We start from the raw sequence: 16,488 nt of genomic DNA, 5'->3' as shown, positions 1-16,488 counted from the left end.
GAGGCTGACTATTACTCTTCTAAATGGAAGATCAACACCGGCACTTCCGGGTGCAGGATCATTTGCTTCGTGCTGCTGTGGTGGAACAGCCGTTCCCAGAAGCCGCGGTGTTGGGTGACCATAACGGCCAATTTGACGGGATTGGCGCGGAGGTAATCTACCAGGCCTTTTTGCACCGATTCGGCCGTTACTTCCACGATCTCGAAGGCAAATTCGGGATCGGGATTGTTGAAGAGCGGAGCAAATAGCTTTTCACGTTCGCGGCGGTGCTCGCTGTTGTCGTCGTTGACGTGGACGAAGTGGATGCGGGCGCGGAAGAGCTCGTTGAAGTCCATCAACTTCAGTACGGCCCGCCGGCTAAGGGAGAGGCTATTGCTGGCGTACAGGATGTGGCGATAGTCTTCGAATACCGCCTTACTGGGCACGAGCAGGACCGGACACTTAGCGCGTTGGGCAACGGAGGATGCGATGCTGCCGAAGACCTGTTCGAGGATGTCGGAATCTCCCGTTGCGCCGAGAACTACCAGGTCAGTAGCAGCGCTTTCTTCTACGATCTTGTCGCCCGGAAAGCCGAGGACCAGTTCGCTGCGACGCCGGATGCCCGTCGGGCACGGTATGTTGCGGAGAAATTCGTGCATGGCTTCTTCCCGGGCGTCCATTAACTCACCGACCGGAGCGACCAGGCTTGCGTCGCCGGAAACCGTCTGGGGCGTGAAGACGTGGATGGCCCTGACCTCGCGGGCACCCACGGAGACGGCCATGGCTTCGGCATACCGGAGGGCGGCTGCGGAACCGATGCTGAAATCGACGGGAACAAGGATTCGGTTGATCATGTGTATACACTAATTGGCACGAAGATACACCCCCGTCGACTTGATTTGGTATGACCTTTGCGCCGTGCCGTGCGTTGTATCCCAAATCCCGCATCGCGTCTATGAGTATGTTCTGCCCGTCTTTGCCCTCCGCAACCCGTACCGGGAAGCGCAGGGTGCGGTCTTTGGAAAACCTATCCGATTGGCAACTGACCCTATACGACGACGTACGGGAAATTACCCTAAGCTGGCCCGAACCACGGCGCCTCGATAACTTTTGGCTGCGGGCACCGACCCTCGCGTTTCTCAACTCGCACCCCCAGGGGATGACTACCGAGGCAGTCATACTAACTCATACCCCAAGCGGGAGGCGCATTCTGCTGTCGGTACAATCCTTTTATTTCCGGCTGGGGGCACAAGTCAGCGAAACAGCGAAGGGACTCACCTCGCGGTGGAATTTCCGCCGGCGAATTCTAGCGCCCCTGACGAGCAAGGTGTTGGTGATCGGGCAACTGCTCACTTCGGGAGATCTGGCGCAGGAAGGCACGGAATGGCTGTCTGGGCGGGAACTGGCACACCTGCTGTCTGCAACGACGGATACCCTGCTTGCGGAGCGCCCCGGCTACCGTGCGGTGCTGGTCAAAGATGTATGTCGGGCTGATTCGGTCGGTGAACGGGAACTTTCGCGACGCGGCTTCACCACCCTGCCCGTCGATCCGGTCATGGTTCTCGACCTTCAGGAGTGGAATTCAGTGGAGGAATACCAGCTGAGCCTGACCAGCAAATACCGCGTTCGCTACCGGAGGGCAAGGAGTAAGCTGGGTAAACTTACGCGGCGTCGAATACAGCATTCGGAGGCTGAGGATCGACTCGAAGCGATGTACGCCCTGTACCGCGAGACGACGAGCGGGGCGGCCTTCAACCTGACCGCGCTTACCCCTGCCTACCTCAGCTGGCTGGTGAGGGTGGGGGAGGTGCACGGATATTTTACACCGGACGGGCAGCTGGTCGGATTTACCTCAGCGATTGCAAATGGTCCGTTGTACCAGGCGCACTACCTCGGCTTACGGGAGTCGTATAAGTACAGCCACCACCTGTATCACAACATGCTGTTTGATCTGCTGGAGGATGCACTCTCGGGTGGTTACCGGGAACTGGACTATGGTCGTACCGCCCCGGAAATTAAAAGCTCGATCGGTGCAGAACCCCGGCGATTCGCGACCCAGCTGCGCCTCTGCTCGCCCGTGGTGAATGCCCTGGTACCCCGTTTTGTGCCAGCCGTGTTTGAAGCGAAGGGATGGGTGCAACGCAACCCGTTTCGACGGGGGGAATGAGCCGGGTTAAATTCGCGTCACGAATTGATTTTTCGGGCAACCAGTGTCTCAATTTTAGGGTTCATTAGTTTGTCGGCAGGCCTGAAAAAATTGGATCTTAATATTTGTTGGCCAGACAATTTTTCCCTACTTTTCTCGTCGTAACTGGAGAGACGTCCAGCAAAACTAAACAAGCGAATGAGCACAAGAAAACACCTGAAGTATAAATACCTCAAAACAAAGATCGCGCTCAGTCAGACCATCCAACAGTTACTGGAAATTAACCGAAAGCGAAGATTCTTCAAGGAAGATCCTGTCCGGGAGAATAAACTGAACGAGGAACTTAAGGTGCTCAACGCTACCGCCGAAATTCAGGCGCGTACGCTCAAAGGCTACGAGGAGAGCATCCAGGCGCTGGAGCGGGCCTAATCCGTTAGAATCGGATCGAGAATCAACCTTATCCATACCGTCACACCATCGGCGCATTATTCCGACTTCAGGGGCACCGTCCCCGCCCGTTTGTCGTGACGATCAACGGCCACAATCTGCCCCGCCACAAAGATGTTCTGGAGCAATATGTAGAGCATCGGGCCTAGTACCACCAGTGGGTTGATGTATTCGAGAGCAATCCAAATGGAGAGCATGGTGTTTTTACGCCCGAATGCTAGGCTTCCCTCTACCCAGTGGCCGGGAGGTGCGAGGCGGCTACCCATCGCAAAGTTCACCACCAAAAGCACCCCGATGCAGCCCGCGGCGATGACAATAAACTGCCAGGGCACGCTGCTTTCGTACCGCAAATAGTGCGAAAGGCTCCCACTGGCCACCGCGATGTTACTCAGAAACAAGACGAAGGAGTAGGGCCCCACCCGGCGCAGTCCGGTCAGTACCCGACCCCCGTAGCGCCTTGCCAGTTGACCCAGTACCAGCGGCCCCGCCACCGTACTTCCGATGGTATAGACGAGTTCGCCGAGCGAACGCCACGACAGCTCAACCCCAAGCAGGGCCGGCAGCACCACCGGAACCACAAGTGCGAAACTCACGTGAGTGACGATGATCGCACCGACCATGTACCCCGCCCGCCGTTGCATCAGCCCGGCCAGTACCGGGGTAATCACTGCCGTAGGTGCCAGGCCCATGAGCAGCAGCGTCAGCCCGAGTTCTTCCGTGTACAGGTTGCCGAGGTAGTACACGAGTAGCCCGACGACCGGCATGAGCACGGCGATCGCAACCTGTTGCCAAGCGAAGATGCTGCGGTCGATCTTCACATTCAGGAACGAGAAGAACAGGAGGACCATCAGGAAGGGCCGGAGGGTGTAGGTGTAGTCGTCGAGTTGGGGGAGCAAAAGGCCTACCCCGAGCGCGATCAGGATGAGTAGTGATTTTACCATTAACCCAAGGAATGTTTGGCGGCGCCGATTGTTTGGTTCGGCCCGTCCACTTTACCTTCGCGGCATGAGCAACCGCCAAACCATCCTCTCGGGTATCCAGCCTACCGGAAAAATCCACTTCGGCCGCTATTTCGGTGCGGTGAAGAACTGGAAACTGCTGCAGGAGGAGTACGACTGCATCTACATGATCGCGAATTATCATGCCATGTCGATGCCCTTTCAGGCCAAAAAACTGATTGAGAACAGCTGGGAGGCGTGCTTCAGTATTCTCGCCTGCGGCATCAAGATCGAAAACCTCTTTATCCAGAGCCTCATTCCGGAACACGCGGAACTCAACTGGATCCTGAACTGCTTTACAAGCTACGGTCAACTCGGCCGCATGACGCAGTTCAAGGACAAAAGCGCTCAGAACGAGGAATTTATCTCCGCCGGTCTGTACACTTATCCCGTCCTCCAGGCGGCGGATATCCTGATCTATAAGGCCACTACAGTCCCTGTCGGCAAGGACCAGGAGCAGCACCTCGAACTGACGCGCGACATCGCCCAGCGGTTCAACAACTTCGCCGGAAAGGAATTTTTCCCCATCCCAGAAGCGCTCTACACCAAGGTCCCCAAGGTTATGAGCACCGCCGACCCTAGTCGCAAGATGAGCGCCAGCTTGGGCGATAAACACAACATCGACGTCTTTGCCGATGAGAAGCGCATTCGCAAGCAAATTCGCTCTGCCGTCACGGATACCGGACAAAGTGAGGGCGGGGACGCGGGAGCCATGTCCGCCGGAGTCGCTAATCTTTTTAGCCTCCTCGACGCTTCCGGCCAGGACGAAGCCCATGCATCCCTCCTTCAGGACTACGAAAGCGGAAGCCTCCGGTATGCAGACCTAAAGGAAGCCGTAGCCGACGGACTTGTTACGGTATCGACTCCCATCCGCGAGCGCTACCAGGAACTCAAGAGTGACCGGAAAGCCGTTAAAAACCAAATCAAGCAGAGCAGTCACGAAATTCGCCAACGGGCCCAAGAGACGGTGCGGGAGGTGAAGGAATTGTGCGGGCTGGTGCGGTAGTGGGGGAGAGTTGTTGGGTTGGTGAGTTGTTGGGTTGGTGAATTGCGGCGTGCAAAACCCAACAACCCACTAACTCAACAACTTAACAACTCCCTAACCCAACAACCCACCACCTAAACAAACAGATCCAGCGCAAAGCAACCGGCCAATCCGACGAGGCTGACGATGGTTTCCATGACCGTCCAACTGCGGAGGGTTTGGGTGACCGTGAGGCCAAAGTACTCCTTGAAGAGCCAGAAACCGGTGTCGTTGACGTGACTACAGGTGAGGCTTCCCGCTCCGGTGGCGAGTACGAGCAATTCGGGGGCTACGGTGCCGTTGCTTGCGAGGGGTAATGCGATGCCCGCCGCCGTGATGGCCGCTACGGTGGCGGAGCCCAGGGTGATCCGGAGTGCCGCGGCAATGAGCCAGGCAATGAGCAGGGGATGGGCGTTGAACCCCTCGAGGGTAGCTACGATGAAGTCGCTGGTGCCGCTGTCTACGAGTACCTGCTTGAATCCCCCGCCACCGGCGATGATGAGCAAGACTGCAGCCATGGGGGCCAGTTGCGCTCCAACTCGCGACATTAAGTGAGGAATGGATTGTCCGGTCTGACGGCCCAGGACAACCATTGAAACGATCACGCCGATCAGTAGGGCTACCGTAGCATCACCCACCACAAAAAGAAGGGGAGAAGAAACGAAGGTGTCGTCGACCGTTTTTACGATCGCTACTCCGGCGAGTAACAATACCGGTAACAATGCGCAAAAGACCGCACTGGAAAAAGTGGGGAGCCGGTCAGGGAACTCAGCGTCGTCCAGTACGGCTGCTCCGGTTGTCTGCGGCATGTCGCGCAGCGTTCGTGCAAACAGGGGGCCGGCAATGATGACGGATGGAATTGCCAGGATCAGTCCGTACACAAGGGTCTTACCAATATCCGCCCCGAAGGTGTCGGCAATGAGTACGGGTGCCGGGTGGGGCGGCAGGAAGCCGTGGGTAACCGAAAGGGAGGCTACGGAAGCTACCGCTACCATCACGAGGGGGAGCCCCGTCTTCTTGGCGGTTGCGAAAATGATCGGGGCCATCATGACGAAGCCGACGGAGTAAAAAAGCGGGATGCCGATTAAAAATCCTACCAAGCAGAGTCCCCAGACTACCGAGGAACCCCGGCGTCCGGCTACCAATCGATCCGTAATTACCCGGGCCGCACCCGTTTCGGCAACAACGCCGCCCAGGGCCGCACCGAGGCCCAGAATAAGGGCCAACCCACCCAGGGTTCCGCCTACTCCGGAAGTTATGGCGGCGAGGGTGGCTTCGGCTGACATTCCCAGGCCGAGTCCGGCGGCTACCGCCACTACGACGAGGGCGATGAAGGGGTGCCATTTAAGAAATACAATGAGGACGAGCAGGGCCGCAACGGCCAGTAGGGTAACGATGATCGGCATCCCGTCAAGGTACAGACTTGCCGGTCAATTCCGAACGCGGTGGCTAGGCGTTGTCGGGGTTGCTCATGTCTACCGCGAAAGTGATCTTCACGTTTACCCGGTACTTGTCGACCTTGCCGTTCTTCACGGTTACGCTCTGTTCGCGTACGTAGGCACTCTGAATGTTGCGAACGCTCTTGCTTGTTTCCTCTACGGCGGACGCTACGGCTTCTTCGAAGCTGTTGGCGCTTTCGCTGAGGACTTCAATTACTTTAAGAATATGGGCCATGGGAGGAGCAGATTTGGGGACCGATGATGATCGCGTCCGGATTAGTTGATAAAACGGCCGAGGAGCACCAAACTTGGTTCCCTTGCCTTTTCTACTTCTAAGCGTAGTTTATAGGGGCCGGGTTCGGTGTTTCGGTATTCGATCATGGGGTAAGCGTCGCCGTCTGTATCGCTGGATAGTAAAGTGAACTGGTCGTCCGCCAGATAGAGGTCGATGTCCTGCTTCTCATCGGCCGTGGTGGCGGCGATGAAGTGGTTGCCCGGACCGAGAAGTAGATTTTCGATCGTGGCTCCACGGCCCTCTCCGAGTAGGTAGCCAAAGAGGCACCAGGAGTTAGCATCATCCGCGAACCGATTCGCACCTCCTGCGGCCCGTACAGCACCTGCGGCCGCATTGAAGCGACGGTTCACCTGACGAAAGTCGGTATCCCTGATGGGGGTGCCGGATGTCATAAGCATGCCTACTGCCGTCATTGAGGTCGTATCCCGACCTCCTACTAAGTGAAGCTGTAGCGTATAGGTGGCGGCGGCGCCGACGGTGAGGTCGACAATGGGGGTGAAATCGGCCTCCGTGTCCGAAGCTACCACCTTACCGTAAGCGTCGCGAATGGCCAAATCAATGTCGGTCGTACCTCCTTCCCCCGACGCAATGAAGGTGTACTTCTGTCCGGCCTGTAGGTTCAGTTGAAGGGAGACGGTGGCGCCCGTAGCTACTTCGGCCGCGGCGATGCACATTCCCGGGCGCCATTCGGACCCCGAAAAGGCCACCATTAGGTTGCATTTGGTGTAGAGGGCATCGAGTGTAGCGGAAAGGCGATTGGCGGCCGACCACGACTGTGCGCCGAGTGGACTAACGACCAGCAAAAGCATCAGCAGTTGCAGGATAAGCCGCGCGGTTCGTTGTCCCGCCCCCGCGTTTTCGGCTGCGTACGCTAGCTGGGCCTCACTGCTTCGTTCGTACGTTTCCTCTTCCCTGAGGTGTTGCAGAACCTTGGTCAGATCCTCAGCACCCCGAATACTGGTTGCCCCGCCCCGGCTGATGGCTTCCCGTGCTTCAGGAAACTTTGCATAGCGCGGACCAAATATGACGGGCAGGCCGTAACTCATTGGCTCAAGGGTGTTGTGTAGGCCCGTTTTAAAGCCCCCCCCAACGTAGGCGACCTTTCCCAATCGATACACCCGGCTCAGAATTCCGATGGCGTCGAGAATAAGCACGCGTCGCCCGGTCTCGGTACCGGTATACCGATCGGCGTCGAAACGGGACTGCCACGACATTATTTCTTCCTCACTCAGCTGGTGGGGAGCCAGAATGAGGCGCCACTCCTGCGGCAGGCTAGGCCAGGCCCGGGCAATGGCGTCCACGTCAGGTGGCCAGACCGATCCCGCGATGAGGGTAGGGTGACCCGCCGTAAAGCGATCGAGCCGCTCGTCCGTGAAGGGAGTTGCAACCAGTTCGAGGGTACGGTCGATACGCGGGTCGCCGGTTACGGTCACGTTAGTAACGCCGTACTCCGCCAGGAGCAGTTTGTCCTGACTCGTCTGCACGCAGATGTGGGTGAAACAGCCCAGCATTTCTCGCCACCAGTTGCCGTACCACCGGAAGAATGGTTGGTTCGGGTGGAAACTGCCGGCTACCAAAAAGGTGGGTACCTCAGCCCTTCGCAGAGCGGAGAGGTGGTAAAACCAGAATTCGTACTTGACAAATATGGCGAATTCCGGGCGCAGCATGGCCACCCATTCCGAGGCATTTCTGGCGGAATCGGCGGGGAGGTAGGCGACCACTTCGGCGAGTTCCGTACTCTGGCACCGCTCGTATCCACTTGGGCTATAGAACGTTAGAACGACGGCGAGATCAGGGCGCAGGTTCCGCAGGTGTTGCAGTACCGGCCGGCCCTGCTCGTATTCTCCGAGGCTAGCTGCGTGAAGCCAGACGATGGGCCTGCCCGACCGGCGAATCCGTTCAATCTGCGGCTGTGGATCACGCCGTCGCCCACGGACCCACTTTGCCGCCCGCACGTTGCCGAGACGGGCAGCTACGCGAATGCCTCGGTGGTAAAATCCCAGACCGGTACGGTATAACCACTCCAAATCAGTAATATATTTCCTTGCCCTCACCGTGGTAAAGGGGTACGATTAGTCCGGCCTTGAATCCTAGAATTATGTCCGTCCGCCCGGCGGGAGAGGGAGGTGAACCAAGGGGGATGTCGAAACTACGGAGTTGCTTCGTGAACCCTGCCATAATTTCTCCGCCGGCATAGAAATTTAGTCGCCGATCCTGACCGAGTTGCTGATAGCCGATAAATTGATAAATAGCCGGCCCACCCGCCAACCGGTCGTAACCGGCCTGAGCGAGTTTGTCGATCTGGGGAACGTACTGGGCGGGATCTTGCTGGAAACGGATCCGACTGAAAAAGTAGCCGGCCCCGGTAGTAAGCTGAAGGCCGGCACGTGGGTTGTCGCCAAGCGGAATGGTATAGCCGAGACGGGCCCCCGCGAAAAATTGCCGTTGCCGTAGTTCTACCGTCGCGGGTTGTCGCTGATTGCCGATGATGAAGCCGGCATCCGTGCGAAAGCCGGCGAGCACATCTTCCTTTACCTCGCTTCCGAAGCCGTACTGCGCCATCCCCCCGATCTGCCACCGCGAATCGGTCGGAGTGTAGGAAAGACCGGCATCTAAAGAGAAGCCGGCACCGAACCGGTCAAAAAGGTCGCCCGCCGGGGCGAAGGGACCGTACCCCAGGCTGACGAGAAACGCCGGGTCCAGGTTGCGCACGCCGGCCAGGCCCTGGGCCGTCAGGGTGCCCGTCCAGCAGATTAGCAAGAGGAGTAGTTGCCACATCAGCCAAGAAGCTTTTCCCGCTGCTTGCGATATTCTTGTTGGGTAAGTACGCCGGCATCGTGCAATTCCCGCAGCCGGTTGATCTGGACTAACAGGTCATCATCCAGCATGCGCCGGTTGGAGGCATCGCTGCGGGGCGGGGCCGCAAAGTCTTCCAGCACGTCCTCGGCTTCATCGGCGGGTGCCGGTTGGGCGGATTGCGTGAGGGACACGAGATTGAGTTCGCGGTAGTTGTTGCTGCGGAAGCAGCGGTAGGCCGTCGAGGCACGCAGCTCCTTCAGGGCCGGATGGGATTCGATCCGTTCCGGCTTGGGAAGGCGGTAGGTGACGGCAAGTTCCAGGTGGCGGAGGGCGGCGGGATACTGACCCAGTAGAGCGTAGCAGCACGCGACGTTAAAGTGGGCGGCCGGATCCGACGGGGCTAGTTCGATGGCCTCCTGAAACGCCTCTATGGCCAGGTCAAAATCCCCGGATCGGTAATATTTGACGCCCTCGGCCTTTAGGGACTTTAGGCTTGGTTTCGGAGCCTGTGCGGTGGCTACCGTAGGGTAACGGCCGGTGGTAGTCGGGGGGGCATACCCCTGGGCCACCAACGCTTCAGGGTCATACTTCGCCGCCCACCGTTCGTAGGGGGTAGCCCAAAATACGATAGCGGTTATAATGGGCGCGAGCACGAATCCGACCAGGATGAACGGGGCCGGCATTTCGGGGCCCTCTTCCGCCAGAAAAGCGATAATAGCCCAAAAACCGACAAACTGGGCTGCGCCCCGCCACCACTGCCCGAGGTAGAAGCGGTGCACGCCGAAAACGCCGAGGAAGAAGGCGAAGAAACCCGCGAGGTCTTTTTTTAACATGCGCTGCCTGACGAATGGTGTAACCGGCCGGTTGGTAGACCCGACCCTATGCTAACGCCTTTCCTCCGGAAGGGTTGGCGCGTGGTTGAGTCTGCTTAAAGCCTGCGCCGCCTCCGGGCACTGCGCTCATTAAATTCCAAAACGATGCTATTCATGTTCCGGTAGCGGTAACCGCGAGAACCGATCTTTTCGGCCAAGTCCGGACTGGCCTGGCGAAAGAAGTCGCGCAGGCTACGCTTATAGCCGGTGCGGGGAATCGGCAGGAACTGCCCCTGGCCGTACTCCAGGTAGTATTCGGGGGGCTGCTCCCGAAACATCCGCAGCATACTGTCGTCTACCCAACGACCGGTGCCCCTAGGGAGGCGGAAAAGGCTGATGACCCGACCGCGAACCTCTTCCTGCAGGAAATACCACATGCCCTCGTGCCGCCGGCTTACGAACCGCATGGCCTCGCCGTTGTAGTTAAACCCAAACCCACTGACGAGGAAGGGGTGTATCTGGTACTCGTCGCCGAAGTCGTTGGTAAAGGTGATGAGATTGCCCCCCGGCGAATACTGCAGTACGTTGAGGTAGCCCGTGAGCTGATGCCCGTCCTTGGTGAGCAGAAACCCTCGGTAGGATTCGGCGGGAAGGAGACAGGGCAGACAAAATAGAAAGAGGAGGTAGAGGTGCCGCATATTCGTTGCGATTATTCCTCCAAAATAGCAAATTCACCCATGTAATTTGCCGTAGCCAGGGGGAAAAGTCGGCTACAGGCCAATTAGGGGAGCGACGGCTTCCTGCACATCGGGCAGCGTACGGAAATTGCGGCGATAGATGTAGCGCAAGTCGTTCCGGTATATGAAAGTGGTGGGCAGCGCCCCGTTCCAGTTCCCGTCGAGGTCGCGCATCCAGCTTGGCCGCTCGTCGGTCAGCACTATAGTGGGCAGGTCGATGCCACGCCGATTGAGGTACTCCGGGATGCGGGCGATAGCGCGAGTCTCGGTGTCCAAACTTACCAAAACAACCCGCAGCGCGGCATCGTCGTACTGCCGTTGCAGACTGTTCAGCAGGGGGAGTTCCTCCAGGCACGGTTTGCACCAGGTAGCCCAAAAATTGATGACGTAGGTCGTGTCGTTACGCTGGCTAAATATGGGAGCAATTTCATCATAGTGCTGGTAGACAATGGGAAGGGATTCCTCCCCCGCGACCGACGGAGCGATAATATCACCCAGTGATGCCACGGGAACCGGCTCCTGACAGCCAAGCATACTCAGCAGAAGAGTAATAAAAATGGGGTAACGCATACGTTTGATAACAATGTCAGTGGGGCCGACTTGTTCCGCTAAAAGCTCAGCCGGTTGGTGCGACGTTCCTCTCCCACAAGAGTAAAGGTACTGCGGCCACCGTTCCCGTCCAGTTGGTACACACTTTTGGTCGCGCCACAACACTTAGTTCGGGCGGCGGCGCGCAGGTGCAGGGAGATTGTGGCAAGGAGCAATTTGGGTCAACGGCTCGTCTGTTTGTTGATCCGGAAGGCTTTGAGCTCGGCATCGTTACGGGCGATGAGCAGCGTTTGTCCACCGTTGGCCAAGTCGAGCCACTGGGCATCCCGTACCTGGCCCTGCAGGTTGATGCCCGCCCGGGTGGGTTCGACGTATTCCCACTGGCGGTCGCCGGCATTCAGCAGAAGAGTCCCACGGCCGGCATCGGCACGTCCCACCTGGGGGGATAGGCCGTAAATGTTGCCCCCGAGCCAGAGGTCGGGCCGGTCGTCGCCATTTACGTCACCGATCGCGATGGTAAACTGTGGATTCAGCTGAGCTTGCCAGGGTAGGGGTTCGGTGATGACCTTGCCCTCCCCCTTGTTCCAGATTACACAGCTCTGCAGTTGCTGCGCTCCGCGCTCAATTACACCCTGCCGTTCTTCTTCGGTAAAGAGGGTCTCGTAGGTCGCCCGGGCGTAATCCTCGTACTTCAGGGTCTTCTTGCGGAGACCGGGAAGTTGTTCGTGAAGTTGCTTCTTCTGGGCGAAGGGATAACGCCTTGCGTCGGCCGGAGGGTACCACTCGATGATGAATTCCGACTTGTCGTTCTGGTCGAAATCCTTAGTCAGCAAGCGCAGCGGACGCTCGGCGGAGGCACGAAATTTGCTGTTCAACCCCCAGTTTCCGACAACGAGATCTTCCAATCCGTCACCGTCCAGGTCCGCCGCCGCGATTGCGTTGTACCAGCCGGAAGAATTAGGTACTTCGAAGATGCTGCTGATCTTGGCGTCATTCAGCATAAAGGCTACCGTAACCGGCATCCAGTCGCCTACCATGATCAGGTCGGGTCGCCCGTCTGAATTGAGGTCGCTCCATACGGCATCGGTCACCATACCGGCGGTAGCGATGTCGCGGGGCGTACTGTTTACCCACTGCGACCCCTCCCGAATGAAGAGAAACGACTGGGGCACCAGTCCGTAATTGCCCGGTACGGCCCGCCCGCCGATAAACAGGTCGATGTCACCGTCCAGGTCGATATCCTCCGGAACGATGCAGCTTATCTCGCCGCCGGCCTGGGGAGCCATTACGGGATTGTATACGAGGGTGCCGTCGAGGTTTTCGTAGTAGCGGACTACGTAAGCGTCGAAGCCACGGGCCAGTTCGTTGCCCCCGTTACCCACCAGGAGGTCGACGTCGCCATCCCCGTCGGCATCGAAAAACGCCCCGCAACTGCTTTCGAAGGGGGCCGACTGCTCGAGGCTGGCGTTGGCTACGCGCCGGAAACTGCCGTCCGCCTCCTGAAAATATAGCTTATCCGGATCGTTGGCGGAGCCGAGCAGCAGGAAGTCTTCCCGCCCGTCTCCGTTGACGTCGCCCTTCACGATCTTGGGCCCGGGATCCGAAAGCTTACGCAGCAACAGCCGCTCGTGGTCGAAGTCGTTGAAGAAGGGTTCCTCGTGCGTGGGCGGAACGTCGAAAGCGTCGGCGGCGACGAAGAGCGTCTGATCTTCGACGGCAGGGGGGACTATCTCTGCATCAATTGACCCGGCATGATCGACCACCGTCACGCCATCAACGGTGGGGTGGTCTACCCGGGAAACACGTCCGTCGGGCCAGCGAACTTCCAACTGGGTGGGGTTTTCGTCGGCTCCGACACCGAAAATGAGCTCCGGACCCACGGTGCTGAGGAAGCCCCGGGTAGGATACTGCTCGAGCACCTGGGTTTGATTGGCAGTGATGAGTCTTGCGGTCGCCCCGATACCCAGGGGATTCGTGGAGGGTCCCTGCAGGCGTACCACCAGGCTATGCTGACCGGCCTCCCGGGCACCGTTGCGGTACACCAGCGGGGGCTGATTCAAGTTGTTTACGATCAGGTCCAGATCGCCGTCTCCATCCAGGTCGCCGTAGGCGGCCCCGTTGCTGAAGGAGGGTTCGCCCAGGCCCAGTTCGTAGGACCTATTCTCAAATCGTAGGTCGCCCCGGTTGAGGAAAGCATAGTTCGGTTGATCATTGTGGGGCATCAGGTTGACAAAATCCCGCCAGTCGTAGCGGCCCTTGTCGATCACCATCTGTTTCACGCGATCCTTATCGTCAATGAAGTCGCTGAAGTCGAGGTCCATGATATCGCGGTAGATGCCGTTGGCCACGAAGATGTCCTTCCGTCCATCCAGGTCCATGTCGAAAATCAGCGCCCCCCAGCTCCAGTCGGTTGCACTTACTCCGGCGAAGTGGGCCACCTCGCTAAAGTTGGCGGTGCCGTCGTTGACCTGCAGGCAGTTTTGCAGGATCTGGTGGTGGTAGTTTGCTTCGTAGCGGATGCCGGCGGAGGTGTAGGTGTCGAATACGGTCGAAGCCTTCAGGCGTTGGTTGTCGGCGGCCAGCATGTCCGTACTGAAGATGTCCATGTCCCCGTCGTTGTCGAGGTCGCCGACGTCGGAACCCATGGAGGAGATGGATACATGGTCGATTCGGTCGATGAGTTCTTCGCGAAAGGTGCCGTCCCGTTGGTTGATGTAGAGGTAGTCGCGCTCCCAAAAATCGTTGCTGATGTACAGGTCGGTCCAGTTGTCGCCGTTGAAGTCGCCCAGTCCGGAGCCGAGACCGAACCCGATGCGGGATCCATAGATGCCGGCTTCCTCGGATACGTCGGTGAAGTGCGGCTGGCCCCCGGGGGCGGAGTCGTTGCGGAAGAGTTTGTCCCCCCCTTCGGGATCGCGCCGACTGCGGTTGTCCCCACTGGGGTCGATAACCTGCGGATTCAGGTAGGAGTTGTTGAGCAGGTAGACGTCCAGGTCACCGTCTTTGTCGTAATCGAACCAGGCGGCGTGGGTGCTGAACCCCTGATCGTCGAGGCCATATTCCACAGCTGCTTCCCGGAAGATCGGTATCCCGCGATCGTCGTTGCCCTGGTTGATGAAGAGTTCGTTAGAGCGATGCTGCCCCGCCGGATCACCGGAATTACAGACATACAGATCAATGCGCCCGTCGGCATTCACGTCCACTGCACTCACCCCGGTACTCCAGGACATTGCTCCTGCGGCCCCGCCCTCCACTTCCTCGAACTTCCAGTCGCCGCGATTGAGGTAGAGCCGGTTTGGGCCCTGATTGGCGGTGAAGTAGAGGTCATTCATACCGTCCCCGTTCAGGTCGGCGATGGCCACCCCGGCACCGTTGTAAAAGTTGCGGTAGGACAGGACGTTGTAGCCCTCGCCATCGGTGACCTCGTTGATGAAATCGATGCCGGTCTCCCGGGCGGTGAGGGTGGAGAACAGTGGGGCCTCGGGGCTTGTGTATGCATCCGACGACGGCCGACAACCCGTGTATAAGCCGATTGCACTTACAGCAAGGACCAACGGGACAATCGACCAACTACGTAGAATAGGCATGTAAAAAGGTTGTCGGGGTAAATTAACAAAAAGCACCGGCTGATTGAAGGCACACCACTAATTCTGAAGGAGTGGTCATGCAGCGTACAAGGTCCGTTAGCGGGCGAGGTTCTCCAGGTAGATGTACACGGGGGCCTGGGTGACGGTAGACGGCTGCCCCCGTAATCCGTCGGGCAGGTAAGCGGCAAAGCTGCCGATCAGCAGATCGGTATCTCCGTCGGCGTCTACGTCCCCCGCCGCCATGGTCAGGTAGTGTTGGTCGGATTCCTTGACGAAGGATGCCGCGGTGAAGGACAGCTCGCTGCCCCCACGATCCTGTTGCTCAAGAAAAACGAAACTGCGCGTGGCACGGAGACTGGGGGGGATAAAGTAAGCAATGGCGGCGATGTCCATGTCCCCATCAAGGTCGAAGTCATCGACGGCAAGGTCGTAGGCACCATCCATGGGGTAGAAGTAGGCTTCGGAAAAGTGGCCTTCGCCGTCGTTCAGGTAGATGCGGATTCCGTGATAGGGTTTGGGAATGGGCTGGTAGTCAAAATTGTCGCCGTTGGTACACAGCAGGTCCAGGTCGCCATCCCCGTCGAAATCCACTACTTCCAGGTCGGAGGAGCCGTAAACCGCCGGGAAACTGAGGAGTTCCCTGCGTTCAAAGGTTCCGGGCTTACTGAGGTAGGCGATCACCGATTCGTTGCCCTGGGCGTAGAGCACCAGCAGGTCGTCGTGTCCGTCCCGGTCGAGGTCGGCTACCCGCAGCCGTAACGCCCCGGCTTGGTTTTGTAGGGTACATTTCCGGTAAGTGCCGGTTTCCTCCGTGAGTTCGTAGCTGTTCAGATAGCCGACCATATTGCCGTACTCCGCCACAACGGTCTCTAAGCGTCCGTTCTGATCCAGGTCCAACTGCACCATCTGTACCGGGCGTGCCAGGGAATCCGGGAAGGCGGGGACGCGGGTGCCAGCAAGATCGGTTAGACTGCCGCGGGGTATATCGGAGGGTAGTAGACTACCCATCAGCAAAACTTGGCCCGTAGCGACGTCAAGATCGCTGGGGGTTGAAGTGAGGGGATTCGTCGATAGCAGGTTGTGGTCGGCCGTAAAGGTGCGCAACCCTCTGCCGGGGCCGCCGGTGATAATGTGACGGTGAAGGGTGTCGAATTGGAGCAGAGTAGTGTAGGGAGCGGTGGTGGTCGTAGAGTCGTATATGGGTACCGGCCGGAATAGCCTGAGCTGGAGCAGGTCCTGGGGGGCTTTGCTTCCCAACAGGCGGTCCGGCGCCTGGCCCACGAAATAATCGACGATTTGGTGCCAGTCGGCGGTGTCCATCACGGGCTGCTCCGGGTAGAGGTGATCTACGTAGGGAGCATTGTCTGGGTTTTCCAGGAAGTACCGGCGAGGGTAACTTTCGTAGATGCCGTAAAAGGCCCCCATTTTCGGCAGCACCTCATCGGTCCAGATTTCCCGGGTCAGCTGATCGGGGGTGGGCAACTGATGGCAGGACGCGCAGTAAGTCGTGGCCAGCAACTGGCCGGGGTGGGGCGGGGGAGTATCACGCTGGCACCTTCCGAACAACAACACGCAAAGGACGAGTAGGCCAAACGAAAGGATTAGGCGGTTGCTCATGGGGACAATTACAAGCCCCCCGATGCGGTATCGGAGGGCTTTGTAAGTAGTTGTCGACG

At 58.4% G+C, this 16,488-nt stretch carries 14 protein-coding genes; 3 read left to right on the top strand and 11 right to left on the bottom strand.

Features of this window, described 5'->3' with window-relative positions:
• Positions 1-11 precede the first annotated feature (11 nt).
• Positions 12-833, bottom strand: a complete 822-nt coding sequence (locus GGR28_RS06575; RefSeq protein WP_183494944.1) for a universal stress protein — start codon at positions 831-833, stop codon at positions 12-14.
• 164 nt (positions 834-997) lie between these two features.
• Here GGR28_RS06575 and GGR28_RS06570 point away from each other — a divergent pair, with 164 nt between their 5' ends.
• Together GGR28_RS06570 and GGR28_RS06565 are read left to right on the top strand one after the other, a co-directional pair.
• Complete coding sequence (locus tag GGR28_RS06570) at positions 998-2,146, top strand: GNAT family N-acetyltransferase (protein WP_183494943.1); 1,149 nt, start codon at positions 998-1,000, stop codon at positions 2,144-2,146.
• Between the two features lie 177 nt (positions 2,147-2,323).
• Complete coding sequence (locus tag GGR28_RS06565; protein WP_183494942.1) at positions 2,324-2,554, top strand: hypothetical protein; 231 nt, start codon at positions 2,324-2,326, stop codon at positions 2,552-2,554.
• Positions 2,555-2,610: 56 nt separating this feature from the next.
• Here the strand turns inward: GGR28_RS06565 and GGR28_RS06560 are convergent, their stop codons facing one another.
• The gene (locus GGR28_RS06560) at positions 2,611-3,513 is read right to left on the bottom strand and encodes a hypothetical protein (protein WP_183494941.1); all 903 of its coding nucleotides are present in this window, start codon (positions 3,511-3,513) and stop codon (positions 2,611-2,613) included.
• A gap of 64 nt (positions 3,514-3,577) precedes the next feature.
• Between GGR28_RS06560 and trpS the strand changes: the two genes are divergently transcribed.
• Entirely contained in the window at positions 3,578-4,576 is a 999-nt protein-coding gene (gene trpS / locus GGR28_RS06555) for a tryptophan--tRNA ligase (RefSeq protein WP_183494940.1), read from the top strand.
• Positions 4,577-4,689: 113 nt separating this feature from the next.
• Here the strand turns inward: trpS and GGR28_RS06550 are convergent, their stop codons facing one another.
• From GGR28_RS06550 to GGR28_RS06510, 9 genes are all read right to left on the bottom strand, one after another.
• Positions 4,690-6,000, bottom strand: a complete 1,311-nt coding sequence (locus tag GGR28_RS06550) for a gluconate:H+ symporter (protein ID WP_183494939.1) — start codon at positions 5,998-6,000, stop codon at positions 4,690-4,692.
• A gap of 43 nt (positions 6,001-6,043) precedes the next feature.
• Positions 6,044-6,268: a dodecin family protein gene (locus GGR28_RS06545; protein WP_183494938.1), complete on the bottom strand. Its 225-nt coding sequence runs from the start codon at positions 6,266-6,268 to the stop codon at positions 6,044-6,046.
• Positions 6,269-6,309: 41 nt separating this feature from the next.
• Positions 6,310-8,355, bottom strand: a complete 2,046-nt coding sequence (locus tag GGR28_RS06540; protein ID WP_183494937.1) for a 3-deoxy-D-manno-octulosonic acid transferase — start codon at positions 8,353-8,355, stop codon at positions 6,310-6,312.
• 1 nt (position 8,356) lies between these two features.
• A complete protein-coding gene (locus GGR28_RS06535; RefSeq protein ID WP_183494936.1) occupies positions 8,357-9,106 on the bottom strand; it encodes a hypothetical protein in 750 nt (249 codons plus the stop codon).
• A complete protein-coding gene (locus GGR28_RS06530; protein ID WP_183494935.1) occupies positions 9,106-9,960 on the bottom strand; it encodes a tetratricopeptide repeat protein in 855 nt (284 codons plus the stop codon). The genes GGR28_RS06535 and GGR28_RS06530 overlap by 1 nt, the downstream gene beginning before the upstream one ends.
• 95 nt (positions 9,961-10,055) lie before the next feature.
• A complete protein-coding gene (locus GGR28_RS06525; protein WP_183494934.1) occupies positions 10,056-10,637 on the bottom strand; it encodes a hypothetical protein in 582 nt (193 codons plus the stop codon).
• 72 nt (positions 10,638-10,709) lie between these two features.
• Positions 10,710-11,246 carry a TlpA disulfide reductase family protein gene (locus tag GGR28_RS06520; RefSeq protein WP_183494933.1) on the bottom strand — a complete coding sequence of 179 codons (537 nt, stop codon included), beginning with the start codon at positions 11,244-11,246 and terminating at the stop codon, positions 10,710-10,712.
• A 200-nt stretch (positions 11,247-11,446) separates the two neighbouring features.
• Positions 11,447-14,812 carry a VCBS repeat-containing protein gene (locus GGR28_RS06515; RefSeq protein WP_183494932.1) on the bottom strand — a complete coding sequence of 1,122 codons (3,366 nt, stop codon included), beginning with the start codon at positions 14,810-14,812 and terminating at the stop codon, positions 11,447-11,449.
• A gap of 96 nt (positions 14,813-14,908) precedes the next feature.
• Positions 14,909-16,429: an FG-GAP repeat domain-containing protein gene (locus GGR28_RS06510; RefSeq protein ID WP_183494931.1), complete on the bottom strand. Its 1,521-nt coding sequence runs from the start codon at positions 16,427-16,429 to the stop codon at positions 14,909-14,911.
• Positions 16,430-16,488 lie beyond the last annotated feature (59 nt).

Source organism: Neolewinella aquimaris, from assembly GCF_014197245.1.
Classification (GTDB): Bacteria; Bacteroidota; Bacteroidia; order Chitinophagales; family Saprospiraceae; genus Neolewinella; species Neolewinella aquimaris.
Note: the sequence above shows the minus strand (reverse complement) of the source record. Positions and strands in the feature narration are given on the sequence as shown.

What these genes read in the sequence shown, in the direction of transcription:
- GGR28_RS06515 (WP_183494932.1), bottom strand. Translation starts at nt 14,812, where the DNA reads ATGCCTATTCTACGTAGTTGGTCGATTGTCCCGTTGGTCCTTGCTGTA.
- GGR28_RS06520 (WP_183494933.1), bottom strand. Translation starts at nt 11,246, where the DNA reads ATGCGTTACCCCATTTTTATTACTCTTCTGCTGAGTATGCTTGGCTGT.
- GGR28_RS06530 (WP_183494935.1), bottom strand. Translation starts at nt 9,960, where the DNA reads ATGTTAAAAAAAGACCTCGCGGGTTTCTTCGCCTTCTTCCTCGGCGTT.
- trpS (WP_183494940.1), top strand. Translation starts at nt 3,578, where the DNA reads ATGAGCAACCGCCAAACCATCCTCTCGGGTATCCAGCCTACCGGAAAA.
- GGR28_RS06575 (WP_183494944.1), bottom strand. Translation starts at nt 833, where the DNA reads ATGATCAACCGAATCCTTGTTCCCGTCGATTTCAGCATCGGTTCCGCA.
- GGR28_RS06550 (WP_183494939.1), bottom strand. Translation starts at nt 6,000, where the DNA reads ATGCCGATCATCGTTACCCTACTGGCCGTTGCGGCCCTGCTCGTCCTC.
- GGR28_RS06545 (WP_183494938.1), bottom strand. Translation starts at nt 6,268, where the DNA reads ATGGCCCATATTCTTAAAGTAATTGAAGTCCTCAGCGAAAGCGCCAAC.
- GGR28_RS06560 (WP_183494941.1), bottom strand. Translation starts at nt 3,513, where the DNA reads ATGGTAAAATCACTACTCATCCTGATCGCGCTCGGGGTAGGCCTTTTG.
- GGR28_RS06525 (WP_183494934.1), bottom strand. Translation starts at nt 10,637, where the DNA reads ATGCGGCACCTCTACCTCCTCTTTCTATTTTGTCTGCCCTGTCTCCTT.
- GGR28_RS06510 (WP_183494931.1), bottom strand. Translation starts at nt 16,429, where the DNA reads ATGAGCAACCGCCTAATCCTTTCGTTTGGCCTACTCGTCCTTTGCGTG.
- GGR28_RS06565 (WP_183494942.1), top strand. Translation starts at nt 2,324, where the DNA reads ATGAGCACAAGAAAACACCTGAAGTATAAATACCTCAAAACAAAGATC.
- GGR28_RS06535 (WP_183494936.1), bottom strand. Translation starts at nt 9,106, where the DNA reads ATGTGGCAACTACTCCTCTTGCTAATCTGCTGGACGGGCACCCTGACG.